The following is an 18,835-nucleotide window of genomic DNA, read 5'->3' as shown; positions in this document are numbered from 1 at the left end:
AGTATTTTATTTTACATATATTTCATTATTATCTTCTGCATAAAAATGATCAAGGAGGAACTTTATGTCTACGTTCTATCTCATCCGTCATTGCTCGGCGACTGGCCAAGAGCCGGACGCCCCACTCACTGAAGCCGGCGAACAACAAGCACTCGCCCTCGCTGACTTCTTTCGAGACATTCCCGTCGAACGCATCATCTCGAGCGACTATACGCGAGCCATCGCCTCGATTGCACCACTCGCCACGTCCAAACAGCTGACCATCGAGACGGAGCCGAAGTTGCGCGAACGCATCCTCTCGCTCGAACCGCGCGACGATTGGTTCGAGTTGCTCCGTCATTCGTTCACCGATGCCTCGTTCCGTGTGCCAGGTGCCGAGTCAGGTCAAGATGCGACGGACCGGATTTTGAGCGTCATCACTTCACTCGACGACGTAAACGGCACGACCGTCCTCGTGACACACGGCAACCTGCTTGCGCTACTTCTTCAACATGTGGATAACCGCTTCGACTTCGACACGTGGCGCACACTCGGCAATCCCGATGTCTATTGCCTTAAAATTGTGGATAACTCTTGGTCTGTGGAACGTGCCTGGTCCGTCCCTGCCTGTGGATAACGTTATCCACAGAAAAAGCCGTCTCGCAGATGAGACGGCTTTCGTTTTATTTCTCTACGAAGAACATTGAGATGGCTCCGAGCCCGACGTGTGTCCCGACCGAGACGCCCATCTGCATAAGGTAAATCTCGCCCTTGAAATCGGATTCAGCTTGAATCTTCGCCTTCAAGTTCTCGGCAATCTTTTGATCCGACGTATAGCCGATGATGACGAAGTTGGTGATGTCCTTGTCGCAGCGTTTGATGAACTCGTCCGTATAGTGCTTGAGCACTTTACGCGTTCCGCGCTCTTTGGCGACGATGGCCCCTTTGCCGTTCTTCATGCTCATGATCGGCTTGACCATCAACAGCTTGCCGATAATCGCGCTCGCGTTCGAGATGCGACCGCTTTTAATCAAGTGGTCCAAGTCGTCGACCGACAAGAAGTGCTTCACTTTCAGCTTGTACTTCTCGTTGAAGTCGACGAGCTCCTCGAACGTCGCCCCAGCTTCACGCATCTGGGCGCTCTTCATTAACAACCAGCCGCTCCCGTGGCTCATCGAACGTGAGTCGACGATATGAATCTTCACCGTCGAATCGGGATGCGCCTCTTCGAAGTATTCTTTTCCGAGCACGGCCGATTGATACGATCCGCTCGTCCCGCTCGACATACAGATGCAAAGAATCTCGTCATGTCCGCTCTCAACGGCCTCTTCCATCAGCTTCATAAATGTCGCTGGGCTCGGCATCCCCGTCGTCGGGAATTCCGGTAGCGCTTCCAACATTCCGTAAAACTCATCGGGCTGGATGTCGACACGGTCCTCATACGATTTATTGTCAATCGTGATGATGAGCGGCGCGACGCCAATCTCATATTTTGCTAAAATCTCATCGGATAAATCACAAGTTGAATCTGCTAGTAATTTTATCATGGTACCCTCCAAATAATCGCCCTTAAATGACGAGAATCGTCCTAGACCACTACGTCGATTCAGACGTCACGATAGGACTTCTCCATTGTATCAGATATGGAGGGGTAGATGTTTTTTTGCCAGGCTCGGATATGCGTTTGTTTGCTCGTGTCGAAGCAGCCATTCCTTTCGCCAGAGGCCGCCCGCATAGCCCGTCAACGTCCCGTTCGATCCGATGACGCGATGGCACGGGAGGACGATGCTCAATCGGTTTCGCCCGTTGGCGCTACCGACGGCACGCACAGCACGGTCCCGTCCGAGTATCACGGCCAGTTCGCGATACGAGGTCGTCTCGGCGTATGGAATCATGACCAGCGCCTGCCACACGTCCTGTTGAAACACCGTCCCCTGTACCTCATACGGGAACGTGAACGATTGGCGACGTCCGTTGAAATACTCCTCGATTTCTCGGTAACACGTATTCAACACGTCCGGCGTCGTCTCATCCGCTTCAAAGCAGACGTCAGTACGTTCAACGAACAGGATGGAGCGGATGGCCGTCTCTGTCCCGACCATCTCCAGAATTCCAATCGGACTCACATAGTCCAGTCTATACGTCTCCATACAATGACCTCCATAAATAGAATGTGGCGTACGCTTCCCACCCGGCAAAGCGTTCCCCGTACTGCCTCACTTCGTCTGCCGTCAATTTGTCGTTTCGCCCGAGGTGATGCTTCAACGCCTGATGCAGACCAGCGTCCGCAACCGGGAACGCCGTCGGATCTTGGAAACACTTCATCCGGACATACGCGGCCGTCCACTCCCCGACACCGCGTAAGCTTAACAACCGTTCATGCATCACGTCGGGTGACTCGCTGCGTAACTGCTGTTTCGACAATCGTCCGTCCGTCATCTCCTGGGCGATGCCGATGATATATTCTGCTTTTCGGGTGCTGAATTGGAGCGGTCTCAGTTCACTCGGATCGAGCAGCGCGATCGTCTCAGGATTTGGGAAGGCCCAGTATGTCACGCCGTCCACCTTCCGGGATGGTCCATACTGCTCGACGAACCGTCGTTTCAGCGTGTAGGCGAACGAGAGTGTAATCTGTTGACCGATGACGGCCCATGTGAGCGCCTCGAACAAGTCCGGGAACCCGATCAGACGCAGCCCCTCGTACTCTCGGACGAGCGGACGCAACAGTTCATCCGTCTCGGCCATTCGCACGAACGCCGCGACGTCTTGGTCGAGGTCGAACCAGTCGCGGACGTATCGCTCCACGTGTTCCTGTTCTAAGCTCGTGATGTCGTCTTCCGGGAAGCCGATGACGAGCCCTTGGGACGTCTCCATGATGTCCCCTAGCAGCAACCGTCCGTCGACGTCGAACAGCTTCGAGACGGACGTTTCACGGGCGACATGCATTACTTCATCGTTTGAGCGTCGCAAAAACTGTAGACATTGCTGAAAATCAAACGGAGCGGTGACGTGAATCTCGAACGATGAGCGACTCATCGGCTCCCCCCTTTCGATACATGCTCGGTGAACAACCCTTGAGCCGTCGGAAGACGCGATAAAAGTTGGATGGGGTTTGAAAGCCGACCTCATAACAGATGGCGAGATTGCTCATGTCCGTCGTCCGCAACAGATGGGCCGCCTTGTCGATGCGAACCTTTTCGAGCAGACGGCGCGGCGTCTCGCCCGTCGCTTGCGTGAACGTCCGCTCGACGTAGAACGGGCTCAAGCTGACGTGCTCGGCAATCTCCTCAAGCTTGAGCGGCCGTTTGTAATGCGTGAGCACGAACGCCGTCACGTCATGGACGAGCGCGCTCGCCGGACTACGGTCGACCTCGGGCTGACATCGTTTGCACGGCCGAAAACCGAACGACTCCACTTCCGCTTTCGTCTCATAAAAATCGACATTCTCCCGCTTTGGCTTTCGCGAGCGGCACGAGGGCCGACAGTAAACCCCGGTCGTCTTGACCGCGGTATAAAACTGTCCGTCATACGCCGCATCACAGGCGAGCACTTTCTCCCACTTCTCTTCAAACGTCAGCATCTCAGTCCACCCCCTTTGTTCCACTGTATCAGATTGATTTTCGTTCACTCGTCCTGTTTCTTGCCCTTACAGTCTACATTCCCACGATTCAAGAATCTCATTTATTTTGAATCCGTCTCCCCCTCTGACTCGTACTATGATTACACGACTCAATTGAGTACACTTTAGCTAATCAAGATTTCGATAGTTTGTCAGAAGGAGTACATACGATGCAAAAGCGATTTTCCTGGAAACAACTGAAATGGTTGCTTCCATTCCTATTGATTGGATTGATTCTTTATCAGAGCGGCCAGGAGCTCCAAAACCTGTCGCTCGCCGCGGCGTTTCAAACGTTAGAGGCGTTGACGGGCTTTGAACAAATCGCCTTGATCGGACTTGGCCTCGTCGCCGTCTTGACGATGACCGGATACGACTACTTTTTACTGCGCTCGCTCGACGTCCATATCCCGCTCTCGAAGCTGCTTCGCGCGGCATGGATCACTAACGCGATGAACGGCATGATCGGGTTTGGCGGTGTCATCGGCATCGCGCTCCGGACGTCGCTGTATCGACCGTATACGGACACGTTGCGGTTGCTCCGAGCCATCGGTTGGATGACCCCGACGCTCATCAGCGGCTTGTCGTTGCTTGCCGCAGGCGTGCTACTCGGGCTCTTCCCAGCTAGCGCGCTCACCGAAACGAAACAATGGATTTGGCCCGTGCTCCTCGCGACACTCGCCGTCCTACCGCTCTATATCTATGTGACGCGGAAGCGTTCGAACTTAGATTGGTCGACATTGCTCGGCTATATCGCGACGTCGCTCGCCGAATGGGTGACCGCCGGACTCGTCGCCTTGTATGCCCTGCATTTGCTCGGAGGCGAAGCACCGCTCGCGGCCATGATGGGCGTCTTCATCGTCGCGACCATCGTCGGGGTCGTCTCGCTCGTCCCGGGTGGTGTCGGTTCGTTTGATCTATTATACCTCGTCGGGATGACCCAGCTCGGCATCGACCAAGAGATCGTCTTATCTTCTTTGATCGTCTATCGCTTCGTCTACTTCATCGTCCCGTTCATGATCGGCCTGTTCTTGGCGGCCCTCGTCTTCGGGGACCAGGTCGTCAAACAGATCGAGTATAAACCGATCATCGGGTCGTCCTATGAAATCGGGACCGTCGTCTGGCGCATCGTGTCGCGCACACTCGCCAAGACCGGACGGCTCGCCGGAAGCCTGATTGCGTTGATGACGAGCCTCGTCTTGTGGTTCCAGACGCTGTTACCGAGCGTGTCACCGCTCTATTCGACCGCCCTCTGGTTACAGTGGGTCGGCACGCTCGCGCTGTTCACGGCCGGTCTGTTGACGCTACTGACCACGTTCGGGATGTACATTCGGACGAAGCGTGTGCTCTGGCTCGTCGGGGTCGCAGTTTTCATTGCCAGTATCGGTGTCATCGCGCGCGGCTTCAATCTGTTTGAAGCGTTCGTCGTCGGCGGGTTCGCCTTGTTCGTTTGGTTGACCCGGACCCAGCACAAACGCTATCGCTCCATCGTGACCGTCAGCCGTTTCGTCCGCAACGTCGCCTATGTCGGCCTCTACGTCGGTACGCATGCGTTCCTGCTGCAGTCGTTCAGTCAGACCGACACGATTTTCTTCGACCCGGAAGCTGCCGCCGGCTTGAGCCTCGCCGCCGTCGTCTTGTCCGGACTGCTGTTGATCGGCATCTTCACGCTGTTCAACCGGTTGAAACGTCCAAAGCTCGGCACGTCGTTCGAACCGTCCCGCTTCGTGGCGTTTCAAGCCACGCATGCGACGACGAGCGCGTTCGACTTGGCCTATATGAACGACAAACTCGTCTATTATGGGCCGGACGACGAGGCGTGTCTCTTGTTCGCCGTATCTGGCAATCACGCCATCGTCCTCGGGGATGTGCAAGGAGCGCGAGACGCCGCGTCACACCTATTGCTCGCCTTTATCGAAGAGACGGACCGGCTCGGCTATATCCCGCTCTTTTATCAAGTCACCCCGGACTGGATGCCGCGCCTGCACGACGCCGGTTTCACGTTCTTCAAACTCGGTGAAGAGGCGACGGTCGACGTCGTCACGTTTTCGCTCACTGGTAAAAAGCGCGCCAACATGCGCTCGCTCCATAATCAATTCACGAAGCGGGGCTACACGGCCGACATCGTCATGGACCCGTCGCCCGAGCTGATTGCGTCACTGCGCGGCATCTCGGATGATTGGCTCGGCAATCGAAGCGAGAAAGGGTTCTCGCTCGGCTTCTTCAACGGGCAGGCCTTGCTTCACTATCCGGTCGCCCTCCTTCGTGACGAGACGGGACAAGTCGTCGCCTTCATCACGTTGCTCCGCGGCAGTGATACCGTCTCCATCGATTTGATGCGCTCTCACGGTGACGCCCTGCCCGGATCGATCGAAGTGCTGATTCTGCATGTGATCGAGTGGGCTCGGGCCAATGACTACGCCCACGTCGGTCTCGGCATGGCACCGCTCGCCTCGGTCGGTGAGCAACCGTTCGCGTACTGGCCGGAGCGAATTGCGGCCGACATCTTCGAGAACATCAGTTACATCTATCCGTTCAGTGGACTCCGTCAGTTCAAACACAAGTTCAAACCGACGTGGGAAGCCAGATATTTGGCCATCCGCAAGCGACGGAAGTTGCTCCCATCCTTGATGCGTACAGCACGGCTGATCAGTCGAAAACGAGAGTCTTAAACGCAAAAAGAGCGTCTCGCATGCATGCGAGGCGCTCTTATTTTCGATTATTTTACAGTCACGCTGACGTTGTCGATCGTCACATCGTGCGCGCCGAGCGGCGAGCCGTCCGTGCGGCCGAGCAAGAATTTCATTGCTGTCATGTCCGTCTGGCCCATAACAAACTCGAACTCATATGTGTTCGTCTCAGGAGTTACTTGGACGATTTCGCTCAAGTAACGTGTATATGCCGCGTTCTCGATCGTCACTTCCATGTTGCGGGCCACTGTCGACGAAGCATCAAAGCGTACGACGTACGTTTGACCTGCATGCAACTCGAGGCCGCCTTGCTCCATGAGCACGCTCCATGGCTCTTGTCCTTCTTGCGTGATTGATAACTGAGCTGCCTCGTTCACCGCTTCGACCGCCGCTTGGGCGTCAAAGTGGACGTACGAGCCCCAATGCGTCAACCCTTCTTTGAACGAACCGTTCTTGAGCGGTGAAGAATCGACCTCAATCGGTGTCACATCGATTAATTGCACATCATCGAGTGTGATTGTGCCTTTGGCAGAGCCGAGGACAAATTGGAGTTGGCTCAACAAGTCCGTCTCTTGTCCCATCGTGAATGGAATCTCGATTGCTTTGAACTTACGCGTCAACGACACGTCTTGGAGCGGGAGATACGCGTCTCCGTCCAATCCGTTCAAGCTGACTTGAAGCGATTTGATGCGTTCTGACTTGGCGTTGAAGCGGAGCACGTACTCACGGCCTTCTGTCAATTGAATGCCGTTTTGGACGAGTGTCGCCGGTTGGCCTTTTTTCTTGTTCGTGACGAACTCAAAATGACGGGCTTCCTCGTCAACTGTGCCTGTCCCTTTCGTCGCGCCTGGGTCGAACTGCCAGTACGTCAACCGGTCCATCGCCCCTTGGTCGAACGTGCCGTTATAGACGTGGTTCCCGTCTCCGAGCGCCGGTTTCGTCGCGTTCGGGTCGAGTGCTTCACGCGGTGTCTGTTCGACGCGGACGTTCCCGATTTGAACGCCTGCCGTGCTGAGTCCGACGTTGAACTCGAGGCGTGCCGCGAGATCTGTGTCTTCTGTCATGTCGAACGTCATCGAGTACGTCTTGACGTCGGTCGTCAAATCGAACGAGCCTTCATCCGAATACTTGGCGTAACCGCGGTCTGGTCCGCCGCCGACTTTGACAGCAATCGAACGGGCCGAGTCGGCACTCGCATCGAACGTCACTTTATAGTGACCGCCTTTGCCGAGTGACACGTTTTGAATCAATTGGTGCGAGTAAGGCTGACTGCCGGCTTGCGTGATCGAGATATCCGCGAAGCGTGAACCTGCCTGCTCAATCACGTCGATGGATCCGGCCCCACCAAAATCGGGTAACGCCACATAGTTCCAATTCACAGGGTCGAGCGCCTGCGAACCGTTCGTCACGGTCGTGATTGGCTCAGTGTAATCTTGATCGTAGACGAGATTGCCGTCTTCAGTCGGTTGTTTCGCTCCGTCCGGAAGCACGATTGTTTCATCCGTATACACCGGTTCGACCGCTTCGCGATAGTCGCGGTTTTTCAAATCGAAGACGCGGACATAATCGACTTTCATCTCGGCCGGGAATGGTGTCGTCGCATCGACGTCTCCATCAAACCAGCCGCCGACGGCCAAGTTCATAATCAAATAGAAGTTTTGATCGAACGGTGCCGGATAGCTATATTTTGTCGCTTGGTTCAAGCCTTTCGAGTACCAATCGTTTTGAGTCTGGTACAATTCCCCATCGACGTACCAGCGCAACTCGCCGGGTTCCCACTCGACCGCATATGTATGCCATTTGTCGATGCCGTCGCCTTCTTCAAAGTGATAGTCTTTACCCGTATATTTATTGTTCGGCCAGTTCTCGCCGTAATGGATCGTTCCGGCGACCTTATCCGGCTGACTGCCCCATGATTCCATGATGTCGATTTCACCAGACGCGGCCCAGGCACCGTAGCGGTCCTGTTCTGGCAACATCCAGAACGCCGGCCATAGCCCTTTGCCAGTCGGGAGCTTCGCCCGCATCTCATAGCGGCCATACGTTTGACTGAACTTGCCTTTGGTCGTCAACTTCGCCGACGTGTAATCGTATGACCCGAGTTCGTCTGTCACTTGTTCTTTTTTTGCACGGATGACGAGGTTCCCGTTTTTTACGAAAGCGTTTTCGTTTTTGTCCGTGTAAAATTGCTTCTCATTGTTTCCCCAACCCGGTGTGACCGGCGTACCGTCTTGGTCCTTCAACCAGTTCCCCGTGTCAAAATTCCACTTCGTTTGGTCAATTTTTGATTGGTTGAACTCATCCGACCAGACGAGCTTCCATTTCGTGTTGTCTTTTTTCTCCGGTTTTTCGGCAGATGCGCCTTGTGCGGCTGACAAGACAAGACCGGTCCCGAGTGCAAGTGCGACCCATTTCTTCATTACATTTCCTCCTTTGGCATGAATGAAGGCAGGGACGACGCAATCGACCTTGCCTCTGTAAGTGACGTACAAATTGAAAACGCTTTCCGAAAGCGCTTTCGTTAATTACATTATAAATTTTTCCCATACCTAGATTCAACCATTTTCTTGAAGTGAAATGAAAATGACATAAAAAAGCATCGACCCATGACTCAAGTCGATGCTTCCGTGACTGTCCAATCTGAAATCGTGACTTTGAATCCAGGCGCCTCCGTATCGGGACTGCAAGCGTACGGTCCGACGCGTAACGTCGACACGTCATGGAGATGAGCAATCCGCAACTGTTCACGCGTACCATCCTCGTATTCGAAGAACACCTCAACATCTCCATCTGTATAGACGAGTTCGAACGTCAACCGTCCGTGAATATCCTTGTTCGGGAAATCACGCGTCGACCAATCCGAATAGCCAAAGGATGTAACGACGGCCCCGAGGTGTGACGGTCCGTCCGGGATATATTCAACGGACGTCTTGAGCCAATGGTCGTCGTTAACGTACAGCAGGATCCCGGCCTGGTCATATGTATGGCTCGGCCCCATCTCAATCGTCGCCCGGCACGTGAACCGCTCGGCCGAAACGGCCGTCACCAACGCGTGCGCCGTCATCCGGTTGAATCCGTAGTGGGTGTTTCGCCAAAAGTCGGTGTCTGGTGCTGTCTGGAACGTCAGGCTCTCACCTGCGCTCACTTCATTAGGTTCATTGATCCACGTGTACTGCTGCCACATGATTGATTCCTCCCCACTGGCCTCGCATCGCGAACAACAATGGAATCATCGGTTCGTGATACGGGATGAATTCACCTGAACGGATCATGTCGAGAATCGTCGCCTCATCCGCCCACTTTACGGCCTGCACTTCTGATTCCTGTAACGTCAACTCGTCGAGGTCGACTTCTGCCTCGACAAGATAGATATCATCGAACCCCTCGTCAAAGTTGACCGTCAAATGAGGCCTTGTGTGGGATAAATCGATTTTCAGCCCGATCTCTTCTTCGAGCTCGCGCATCGCCGCCTGTTGGCTCGTATCACCTACCGTGGCGCTGCCACCGACGGTGATGTCCCACATGTTCGCCCAACCGTCTTTGAACGGTTGGCGCTGCTGAATCAACATCTGTCCGTCCTTGTTGAAAATGCAGACGTGGATGACGAGATGATAATCGCCGTTCTCGAGACGGTTGCCCCGCTGCCACGTCCGCCCGGTCTTCTTGCGGTCCACATCATACACATCCCAAAACTCCATCGTTCCATCCCCTTTATGTCGCCGCGCTAGCACCTGCGGCTTGGTCTGACTTCGCACAATCGATGGCGACGACGATTGAGATGAGCATGTGCTCCATCGTCTCGTCCATCACTTGAATCTCGTAACTGTCACCCCATGACAACCATTTCTTTTGGACGCTGCCGATGACTTGGCCGTTCTGCATCACTTGGAAGTCCATGTCCCACCAGTTGCCTTGCACATCGATTCCGGCCGCATCAATCGTATAACGCGGTTTGAATAACGTAAACTCTTTCGAAATCGTGACCGTCTCTTGGCCTTCGACGTCGACATAGAACTTCGGCAAGAAACTGAACGTCTTTTTCGTGATCGTGGTAATCTCATGGCCGTCTTTGTCCGAGATGGTAAACGACTTCGGAAGCTTCATGAAGCTTCCTTCGACGAAATACAAATCGTTCTCATCCGCATCCTTGATGGTGAAACGTCCGCGCAGGCTGAAAACCTTTTGTTTCATGTAGAGCGTGTTCATCGTCATCCCTCCGATTTGGTCGTGATACCATATATACGAGTATTTACCCAACTATGGTTCAGTTCATTGTATTTTTCTGTGCTGATCGTTGAGAGGAGTTTTTATGAACAGTCAAGTTTCAATCGAAGTGGATCTCGACTCTTTAACTTATGAGACACATATCATCGGCAATATTGCCTTTGTCATCGATGCTTATGCTTATTTCCCGGGACAAGGATGGTCTGATTTCGTCGCCGTCGTCTTAAACTGGTGGATTCCTAATGCCCGCGCCCTCTTATTCGCCCCATTGCATGAGACATACTCGTTTCAATTCATGGACGGCCCGATCCGGATAGCCGCTACAAAGGTGACCGCCACAGGAGTTGAGCTCACCTTTTTAGAAGATGGTCATGCTAAGACGCCTATGGGGACTGTATCGCTTGAGGAATTGAAAGATGCCCTCATCAAAGCGACACGTCAGTTCATCAATGCCGTGGATCGATTTGGCTGGAACAACGAAGAAGTGGAAACATTACGACACGCAGTCAAGGCGCTAGATGCAACCTGAATTCAAACAAAAAGACTACGCGGCAACCTACCGCGCAGTCTGTAAATCCGTTCTTATTTTTTGATTTTCCCACGATTCTCCAACAACTCAAAAATGCGCGCGGCTTGATCCGTATTATCAATCATGCCCGTGAATTGCTCTTTTTGAGGACCGTACGCATAGACCGGCACATCGTCCCCGGTATGACCGTCTGTCGTCCAGCCCGTCCCTGAGCGTGTATCGAAGATTTTTTCAATCGCATTGTCAATCTTCGTCACGTCTTTCGTCTCGGCAGCTTGCTGGACCAATTTGATTTCAGCGTCCGTCAAGTCGAGGTCGATCCATTCATTCAAGACAGTTTCCACATCTTTTCCTGCTTCAATCTGTTTCGCCATGAAGTCCGGCGTCCGTTTTGCAGCTTGAATCGCAGCCGGGTCCCAGTTATAGTTCCCGTCCGATCCGATCGAGAAGCCTCCGGTCGAATGGTCGGCCGTGACGATGACCAACGTCTCCCCGTTTTCTTTCGCAAAGTCTTCAACGACTTTGAATGCGTTCTCGAAGTCTTTCATTTCACTCATTGCACCGACGACATCGTTGTCATGACCAGCCCAGTCTATTTGACTGCCTTCGACCATCAAGAAGAATCCATCTTCGTCGTCTTCTAAGCGATCGAGCGCCGACGTCGTCATATCCGCCAGGCTCGGCTGGCTGTCGTCCCGGTCGATCATCTTGTCGAGTCCGACCTCGGCGAACAAGCCGAGCACTTGTTCATTATTGTCCTGCTTCATCTCTTCTGCCGATTTTACATAGCTATATCCATCTTGTTGAAACTGTTTCGCGATATTGCGGTCCGAGCGTTCGAAGAATTCGGTCCCACCGCCTAGCATGACGTCAATTTTATGTTCCCCATTGATTAAATCATCATAATAATCGTTAGCGATGGCGTTCTCACTCTTGCGCTCTTCTTCGTGGGCACCGTACGAGGCCGGTGTCGCGTGTGTGATTTCAGACGTTGCGACGATTCCCGTCGACATGCCGTTCTCTTTTGCCTGCTCGAGGACGGTTTTCACATCCGTCTTATCGTTATCGACCGCGATGGCATTGTTATACGTCTTCACCCCGGCGCTCATCGCGGTGGCCGCTGCCGCCGAGTCCGTCACGTTCTCTTCTTCATCTTCAGGATACGTCGACTGTAATCCGACCAAGTGAGGGTCGAATGCCGTCTGCGGCATATCTACCCCTTCTGTATCGTTCATATAACGAAGCGCCGTCGTGTACGGCACACCCATCCCGTCCCCAATCATAAAGATGACGTTTTTCGCCTTGCCGTTCTTTCCTTCTTTCGCCTGTACTTCGGCCTCATTTTGTTGCATCCCAATCAGCCCACCAAGTGCAAGTGTCGACACGACCGCCAATGGAATCACTTTTTTCATCGATTTCTTCATTTCCTTAGTCCCTCCCGAATATGTACTGCGTTTCTAGACTTTTGTAGACTAAAGGAAATTTGTTAAGAAGCTTTTTCAACACCGAGTCAATCCTGTATAGGTTTTGTAAAGACAACAAAATGCGCTTGGTTTTAAGCTCCACAAAAAAGAATCGACGCATGGTCGATTCTCCGTTTACTCTTTTAACGCCGTTTCGACGAACGTCATCAAGGCGTCAAGATTCGTCATGTTCTCGTTGCATGAGGCACTGTCTGTACAAATATACGTCCCAATCGCTTTATAATAGTCAGGATTTTTCGCTTGTTTCGCTTTTGTGATGGTGACACAGTACGAGACTTCTGCCAACTGGTTACAGAAGGCGCAAATATTTTTCTTCGCATTCGAGCTTGCCTTAAGCTCGATTCCTATGAGCTGATGATCCTTCTCGCAAACGATATATTTCCGATTGGAGCGCAGGTCGTTCCAGCTCATATAAGATATCCGATTCACATTGAGATCATCTCGGTCTGGAAGTCTCAGTTTTTTCTGTTTGGGAAACATTTTTTTCACTTGCTGTACCGACACTTGCGGAAACGACCGGACGTGAGGTCTTAACTCATCTATAAACCCATCATAGGCTTCGTCAGTTTGTAACGTTGATACGTCCAACATGGCAAGCCGAGCTGGTGTCGCTTCAGGAAACAGAAAAGCAATTTTGGCATTTGCCAAATCGATGACGGCTTGTAACACGGAAGACGGTAAACTTTTCTTTCGACTATCTCGAATCGTCTCGACTTGCTCTCGAATGAAATTAAATTGGTGGTTCTCAATAAAACGCTCTTGCATATTCAGTCATCCTTTCTCAATCCTGACTCCTTTCAGTGTAAAGGATTTTGGACGACCCGATTGTACCGACTTTGAATTAGAACTGTTCTATACAAAAACGGTACAGTCGCAAAAAATGCGCTGTACCGCTAGTTACTGTGAAGAGTAGACGATTTTCCGAATGGTCGTGACCGCTAAATGATAGTCAGCGGCCAACTGCTCGACCCGAGTCCCCTTCGCAAAGGATGTTCGAATCGCTTCATTCCGTTTTTCAAGCAGCTGTTTCCCACCACTGACCGTTCCCCAGCGCTTCTTGTCTTGACCGGTCCGGGGAACGTAAAGTGTCTCCCCTTGGACGTATCGTTGAACTTCCTGAAGCAACTTCTCTGGAAGAATCTGTTGCGCATTTACGTACTTCATCTCTGCTCGCTCCTTATAAAAAATCCGACAATAAGGAAGCAAAGCCATTGTTGTAAAAGACTAGATTGCGATCAAATTAACCGTTCTGCCCCATGCAAATGATCGCCTTTGTGACAACTGGCTTTGCATGAGTGATTGAAGACTTAGAAAATCTCAAACGATTTTCCACGTATATGCGCCCCCCTTTCCAATCACAAGATGTTGACTTCATTATACAGAATAGCTCGTGATGTGTGAAAGGCGGCCAGACGTATACGATGAAGCGATTGGGCTCATCAGCCGTTTTTCATGCTGAACGAGTCGACGAGCGTGAACGTGATGTCTTTCACGTCGAGACCGCCGAGCGCGAAGTAGAGCTGCAAATAGTTGTGTTGGTTCAAGAAGAACACTTGCTTCGTCTGCGTCACCCATTCCCCGTCCGTGCCGTTGAACGTGAACGTCGGGCCCGGGATGTTGTTGGCGAACAACGTGACCGGCATCTGGGCGAGTTCGCCTGCGTCCGACTTCGCCGTGATCGTCACGTCGTACGTCCCCGTCTCATCGACCGAGACGGCAAAGACATGCGTGTTCCCCGTCGATGTGTCGGCGTCACTCAAACTGACGCTCTCCCCGTTTTCGAGATGGCGATACGTCACATCAAAGTCGATGGCTTGTCCGGCTTCCTCGTCGAGCCCGATCACCTCGATCGTCCCGTCGTGAATGCCGAGCTCGCGCTCCATCGCCGGTGACTGCAAGACGAAACGACAGATGTTCGCCGCACTACGGAGCAGTTCACCGCGCGTGAGCGACCCGGCCGCGAGAGCCGCGCCCGTGTTGTCATCGAACGAGTTCGTGTCCGGACGGTCGACGACCATATACAAGTCGTTCTGCGACTGGACCATCGCCGCCGTGTTCTGACGGTTCGCCGGCTCGTCTTCATGGTGGTTCACTTTCGCCCACCAGTCGGTCATGACGATGCCGTCAAAGCCCCACTCGTCCCGGAGGATACGTGTGTTCTGGTCATAGTGTCCAGCCGTCCAGACGCCGTTGACGGCGCCATACGTCGTCATGATTGATGTCGCCTTGCCTTCTTTGACGGCCATCTCGAACCCTTTCAAGTAAATCTCACGCAGCGCCCGCTCCGAAACGATCGAGTCGATATCGTGACGGTGCGCCTCTTGGTTGTTGGCGCTGAAGTGTTTGAGCGTTCCCGTCACGCCGACGCGATGCATCCCGTTCAATTGAGCAATCGCCATCTTACCGGTTACGTGGGGGTCTTCCGAGAAGTACTCGAAGTTCCGGCCGTTCAGCGGGTTGCGGTGGATGTTCATCCCAGGTCCGAGGAGCGTATCGACACGATTTTTCCGCATCTCGAGTCCGGTCATCTCGAACAGGTCTTCCACCAATTCGACGTTGAACGTCGAAGCGAGGAGCGTCCCGTTCGGAAGGGCGAATGCCTTCGTCCCGATGTCCATCCGGATGCCGGACGGGCCGTCCGCGCAACATGCTGCTGGGATGCCGAGGTCGTTCAAGCGGTCCGATACCCCACCGAACGCGGCGGCCGTTCCCGGTGTCACGCGCGGCGAGTTCATCCCTTGTCCACGGACGATGCAGGCGAGGTCTTCATCCGTCAACTGATCGAGGAACGTCTCGAGTTCGGCCTTGCCGGCGTAAACGTCCTTCAGTGTTAAGCCGTTGTCACCGACGTAGTCGCGCGAGAGCGGACGTTCGGCGAGATAGCGTGCCTCGACATCGACCGCACGGAGCGGTGTCGGCACGTATTCGACCAAATAGCCATTCTCACCGACGACCGGCTTGATGCGGTCGAACGGAGTGACCGGGGCCATGTTTTCACTGAGCGTTTCAATGACTTGAAGCGAATCTACATTATACGTAAATACAGGTCGCGCCGTGCGGACGTCCGTCCCGAGGTGAAGCTCGTATGTCCCGCCCTCGAGAACGAAGCTTGATACGTGCCCTGTCGCGCCGTTATCGTCATAGCTCGCGAAGTCCGTGACTGGGACGCTGAGTGTGAGCGTCGTCCGTTCCCCCGGTGCGAGTGTGTCCGTCTTATCGAAGGCGACGAGTGAACGAGCCGGGTTGCCGAGCGTGCCTTGTGGCTTCTCGACGTACAGCTGGACAACTTCTTTTCCTTCAACGGCGCCTGTGTTCGTCACATCGACGGTCACCGTGATCACGCCATCCTGTTCGCTCGCCGTCGCGACGTCGGTCGTGAACGTCGTATACGATAAGCCAAAGCCGAACGGATAGAGCACCGAATCTTTGGCGAACGTCTCGAAATAGCGGTACCCGACGTAGATGTCTTCTTGATAGATGCCCTTGTCCGCATGTCCGAAGTTTTTCGTCGATGGGTAGTCCTCAATCGATTTGGCAATCGTATCGGTCAACTTACCAGATGGCGTGACAGCACCCGTCAAGACGTCGACGAGCCCGGTCCCACCTTCCATTCCACCCTGCCACGTATAAAGGATTGCGCTCGGTTGGTGCGCCCAGTCCATGTCGATGATATTGCCGACGTTCAAAACGACGGCCGTTTTCGCGAATTGTTTGGACACTTTCTCGATCAACGCCTGCTCGATGTCCGTCAACAAATAGCTGCCCGGGTCGGCCGTGTTATCTCGGTCCTCACCGGCCGTGCGTCCGATGAAGATGAGTGCCAAATCAGAAGCTGCGGCCGCTTTTGTGACGAGCTCGTCCGTCACTTCCATCTCTGGCTGCGACCACGGCTCACCGGCCCAACCGACACCCTGGTCGAACGGATTCGCCTCGACCCACGTCTCGTACGTCTCAAGAAGCGACGCGTTCAATTGAATGCCTTCTGTCGCCTGAAGCGCCTCGAGCGGACTCGTCACATGCGAGACGTTGACCATCCCGCCTGATCCTGTGCCGCTCTTGTAGTAGTTGAATTGGCTGCGCCCGAATACGGAAACGGTCGTCCCCGCTTGAATCGGAAGCGTCGCGTGTTCATTCTTCAAGAGGACGGCCCCTTCTGCGACGGCTGTCCGCGCCAGTTGTTTATATGTATCCCAGTTCAATGTGTAAGTCTTCATCGTGTCATCTCCTTCATTCCATTTGCGATTTCGATCATGCAGTCTTCGGCTTGCGGAAAGTCGCCGAGCTTGTCCATAAAGGCGTGGTCCATCCCGCGATATTGAATCAGTCGCGTCGGTACGCCGTCGCGTGCGAGTTTACGCGCGTACGCCTCACCTTCGAGACGAAGGTAATCGTATTCGGCCGTGACAATCAAAGCAGGCGGTAAGCCGTTCACATCATCCGCGAACAACGGCGACACGAGCGGGTCGGTCAGCTCGGCCTTTCCCTGTAAATAAAGCTGGTTGAAGAATCCTTCATTGTCAGCGAGCGCCCGGACGACTCCGCGAATCAAGTCGTGATGATGTTTGATTTCATAGTTGTCCAGCTTCCATTCATAGTCGTCTGTCGGAATCGATCCCAGATTGACGACCGGATAAATGAGCGCCTGGAAACGAATCATGTTTCTCTCGTTCGATCGGTCGAGTAAGCAACACGCCGTCGCCAAGTTCCCACCAGCACTGTCGCCGGCGACCGCGATGTCGTCGCGTGACACTCTGAGGTCATCGGCACGCTCGTGCACCCATTCGAGCGCCCGGTAACAGTCGTTCAGTCCTGCCGGAAACGGATGCTCCGGCGCGAGCCGGTAATCGACCGAGACGACGAGGGCGTTCGCTTTCTCGGCGAGCAGTTTACACGGGTTCTCGACCGTATCGAGCGTCCCGCCGAAGAAACCGCCGCCATGGAAGAACAGGATGGCCGGTAACGTCTCTTCCGTGCGCGGCCGATACAGGCGCGCCGGGATGTCGCCGTCAGCGCTCGGAATCAAAACGTGGTCTGTCGTGATGTCCATCGTCGTCACGTCACGGTTCGGCCAGCCCATGCTGGCACGGACCGACGCCAAGTCGAATGACGTTTCTGGCTCGGTTGCGTCATACCCTTGGATGACGGCCAATACCCGCGGGTCGAGGTCACCGGTCACATCAGCGTCCGGGACGGGTTTGATGATTGTTTCGACGCCGTTCTCATGATTCATGTTTTGAGACTGGCTCAAGAGCCTCACCAGTTGTGCATAAGTTTGTTTCATCACTGCATCCTCCTTATGTGATTAAAGGGTTTGCCCTCGATTGGTAGAATAAGGATTTATCATCTACGAAAACGAGGTCATTCTATGTACAGTACAGTTGAAAGAGACACACACTTCCAGCACGTTCTTAATCACCTACAAACCGACACAGGCGTTCAAGGTGTTGTTCAGCTCGGCTCTGGTGCCGCAGGATATCAGGACCGTTATTCCGATATCGATTTAATGGTGGCTGCCCGCACTGGCGTTGACCCCCAATCAATCAAGCGGCATTTGGCCGAATACTTTCTACAGTTATCTCCGGTTTTCATTAAAGAAAAGCAGTTCGGACCAGATATCTATTTATTGATTGTCCTGCTTGAGAACCGCTTAGAGTTTAACGTCTCCATCGCCCCGCTTGAAATACTCCCGGTTCGTTCCCCGCTTTGGAACGTCGTGGTCGATCGGAACGGGCAACTTCTCCAACACATGGAAACCGAACATGAACGGTTCATCGCCAGCCCAATCAGGTACGAGACTAGCGACGTTCCCTTCGAGTTTATCTATGCTTCGCTGGCACTTGAGAAAGAGTTGAAGCGAAACAATCCTATCTATGCATTGAAGATGCTCGAGACGTTGCGCGAGTTGACGTTGACGGCCCAGACATTGAAAGAGGGGCGAAAAGTTCATCAATTCAAGGCGTATCACACGTTGAAAAGTTCGTTCATTGAGGATTATTTACGGACGTATCCCGCTTCCATCGATCCGGTATCAATCCAACGCGCCAAGCAATCGATTCACACTTTATTCTCAGCCTGTTTGGAAGACCATCCGCAATTCAAACTTGAACCGTATATGCAGCGGTTGCTTCATGAGGAATGACATGCACAGGCTCCTGCTGAACGCACGTTGGCTATAAAAAGTCCGTTCGACTTGTCCAGCTTCACACTCGACCGATTTTCGGGATGAACGACGAACGGGTTGCTTTCGTGTATAATGAAGCGTAATACAAATTGCTAATGAAAATTTCTCGAATAGAAGTTTCTTACACGAAAA

At 53.4% G+C, this 18,835-nt stretch carries 17 protein-coding genes; 4 read left to right on the top strand and 13 right to left on the bottom strand.

All coding sequences use genetic code 11. The features are described from left to right. Window positions 1–64: 64 nt before the first annotated feature. Window positions 65–616, top strand: coding sequence for a histidine phosphatase family protein (locus AC13H5_RS00505; protein ID WP_483546127.1), 552 nt, complete (start codon window positions 65–67; stop codon window positions 614–616). 46 nt (window positions 617–662) lie between these two features. Here AC13H5_RS00505 and AC13H5_RS00500 read toward each other — a convergent pair whose 3' ends face one another. From AC13H5_RS00500 to AC13H5_RS00485, 4 genes are all read right to left on the bottom strand, one after another. Continuing rightward, a complete protein-coding gene (locus AC13H5_RS00500) occupies window positions 663–1,526 on the bottom strand; it encodes a DegV family protein (protein WP_029596408.1) in 864 nt (287 codons plus the stop codon). Window positions 1,527–1,616: 90 nt separating this feature from the next. Next, a complete protein-coding gene (locus tag AC13H5_RS00495; protein WP_483546126.1) occupies window positions 1,617–2,129 on the bottom strand; it encodes a methylated-DNA--[protein]-cysteine S-methyltransferase in 513 nt (170 codons plus the stop codon). Next, window positions 2,116–3,015 carry a DNA-3-methyladenine glycosylase family protein gene (locus tag AC13H5_RS00490; protein ID WP_483546125.1) on the bottom strand — a complete coding sequence of 300 codons (900 nt, stop codon included), beginning with the start codon at window positions 3,013–3,015 and terminating at the stop codon, window positions 2,116–2,118. Before AC13H5_RS00490 ends, AC13H5_RS00495 begins: the two co-directional genes overlap by 14 nt. Next, complete coding sequence (locus AC13H5_RS00485; protein ID WP_483546124.1) at window positions 2,972–3,559, bottom strand: bifunctional transcriptional activator/DNA repair enzyme AdaA; 588 nt, start codon at window positions 3,557–3,559, stop codon at window positions 2,972–2,974. Before AC13H5_RS00485 ends, AC13H5_RS00490 begins: the two co-directional genes overlap by 44 nt. Window positions 3,560–3,768: 209 nt before the next feature. Between AC13H5_RS00485 and mprF the strand changes: the two genes are divergently transcribed. Next, entirely contained in the window at window positions 3,769–6,267 is a 2,499-nt protein-coding gene (mprF, locus tag AC13H5_RS00480) for a bifunctional lysylphosphatidylglycerol flippase/synthetase MprF (RefSeq protein ID WP_483546123.1), read from the top strand. A gap of 47 nt (window positions 6,268–6,314) precedes the next feature. Here mprF and AC13H5_RS00475 read toward each other — a convergent pair whose 3' ends face one another. The 4 genes from AC13H5_RS00475 to AC13H5_RS00460 all read right to left on the bottom strand — a co-directional run bounded on the left by AC13H5_RS00475 (window position 6,315) and on the right by AC13H5_RS00460 (window position 10,491). Continuing rightward, window positions 6,315–8,705, bottom strand: coding sequence for a carbohydrate binding domain-containing protein (locus AC13H5_RS00475; RefSeq protein ID WP_483546122.1), 2,391 nt, complete (start codon window positions 8,703–8,705; stop codon window positions 6,315–6,317). Between the two features lie 191 nt (window positions 8,706–8,896). After that, entirely contained in the window at window positions 8,897–9,469 is a 573-nt protein-coding gene (locus AC13H5_RS00470) for a DUF1349 domain-containing protein (RefSeq protein ID WP_215190445.1), read from the bottom strand. Further along, window positions 9,441–9,983 (bottom strand): NUDIX hydrolase, encoded by a 543-nt coding sequence (locus AC13H5_RS00465; protein ID WP_034780368.1) that lies wholly within the window; start codon window positions 9,981–9,983, stop codon window positions 9,441–9,443. Before AC13H5_RS00465 ends, AC13H5_RS00470 begins: the two co-directional genes overlap by 29 nt. Window positions 9,984–9,996: 13 nt before the next feature. Beyond that, window positions 9,997–10,491, bottom strand: a complete 495-nt coding sequence (locus AC13H5_RS00460) for an LURP-one-related/scramblase family protein (protein ID WP_214797344.1) — start codon at window positions 10,489–10,491, stop codon at window positions 9,997–9,999. A gap of 103 nt (window positions 10,492–10,594) precedes the next feature. On the opposite strand from AC13H5_RS00460, the gene AC13H5_RS00455 reads away from it, so the two are divergent. Continuing rightward, on the top strand, window positions 10,595–11,038 hold the full coding sequence (locus AC13H5_RS00455; protein ID WP_215192615.1) for a hypothetical protein: 444 nt from the start codon (window positions 10,595–10,597) through the stop codon (window positions 11,036–11,038). Between the two features lie 53 nt (window positions 11,039–11,091). Here AC13H5_RS00455 and AC13H5_RS00450 read toward each other — a convergent pair whose 3' ends face one another. From AC13H5_RS00450 to AC13H5_RS00430, 5 genes are all read right to left on the bottom strand, one after another. Next, complete coding sequence (locus AC13H5_RS00450; protein ID WP_483546121.1) at window positions 11,092–12,462, bottom strand: alkaline phosphatase; 1,371 nt, start codon at window positions 12,460–12,462, stop codon at window positions 11,092–11,094. A 174-nt stretch (window positions 12,463–12,636) separates the two neighbouring features. Beyond that, window positions 12,637–13,287: a FusB/FusC family EF-G-binding protein gene (locus tag AC13H5_RS00445; protein WP_483546120.1), complete on the bottom strand. Its 651-nt coding sequence runs from the start codon at window positions 13,285–13,287 to the stop codon at window positions 12,637–12,639. A 132-nt stretch (window positions 13,288–13,419) separates the two neighbouring features. Beyond that, a complete protein-coding gene (locus AC13H5_RS00440; protein ID WP_214797341.1) occupies window positions 13,420–13,686 on the bottom strand; it encodes a CD3324 family protein in 267 nt (88 codons plus the stop codon). 275 nt (window positions 13,687–13,961) lie between these two features. Then, window positions 13,962–16,736: a glycoside hydrolase family 3 C-terminal domain-containing protein gene (locus tag AC13H5_RS00435; RefSeq protein WP_483546119.1), complete on the bottom strand. Its 2,775-nt coding sequence runs from the start codon at window positions 16,734–16,736 to the stop codon at window positions 13,962–13,964. Beyond that, complete coding sequence (locus tag AC13H5_RS00430) at window positions 16,733–17,803, bottom strand: alpha/beta hydrolase (RefSeq protein WP_483546118.1); 1,071 nt, start codon at window positions 17,801–17,803, stop codon at window positions 16,733–16,735. Before AC13H5_RS00430 ends, AC13H5_RS00435 begins: the two co-directional genes overlap by 4 nt. Before the next feature lie 84 nt (window positions 17,804–17,887). On the opposite strand from AC13H5_RS00430, the gene AC13H5_RS00425 reads away from it, so the two are divergent. After that, window positions 17,888–18,661 (top strand): aminoglycoside 6-adenylyltransferase, encoded by a 774-nt coding sequence (locus AC13H5_RS00425; protein ID WP_214824098.1) that lies wholly within the window; start codon window positions 17,888–17,890, stop codon window positions 18,659–18,661. The last annotated feature ends 174 nt before the right edge of the window (window positions 18,662–18,835 follow it).

Source organism: Exiguobacterium sp. FD-YE-25-4, from assembly GCF_057004685.1.
Note: the sequence above shows the minus strand (reverse complement) of the source record. Positions and strands in the feature narration are given on the sequence as shown.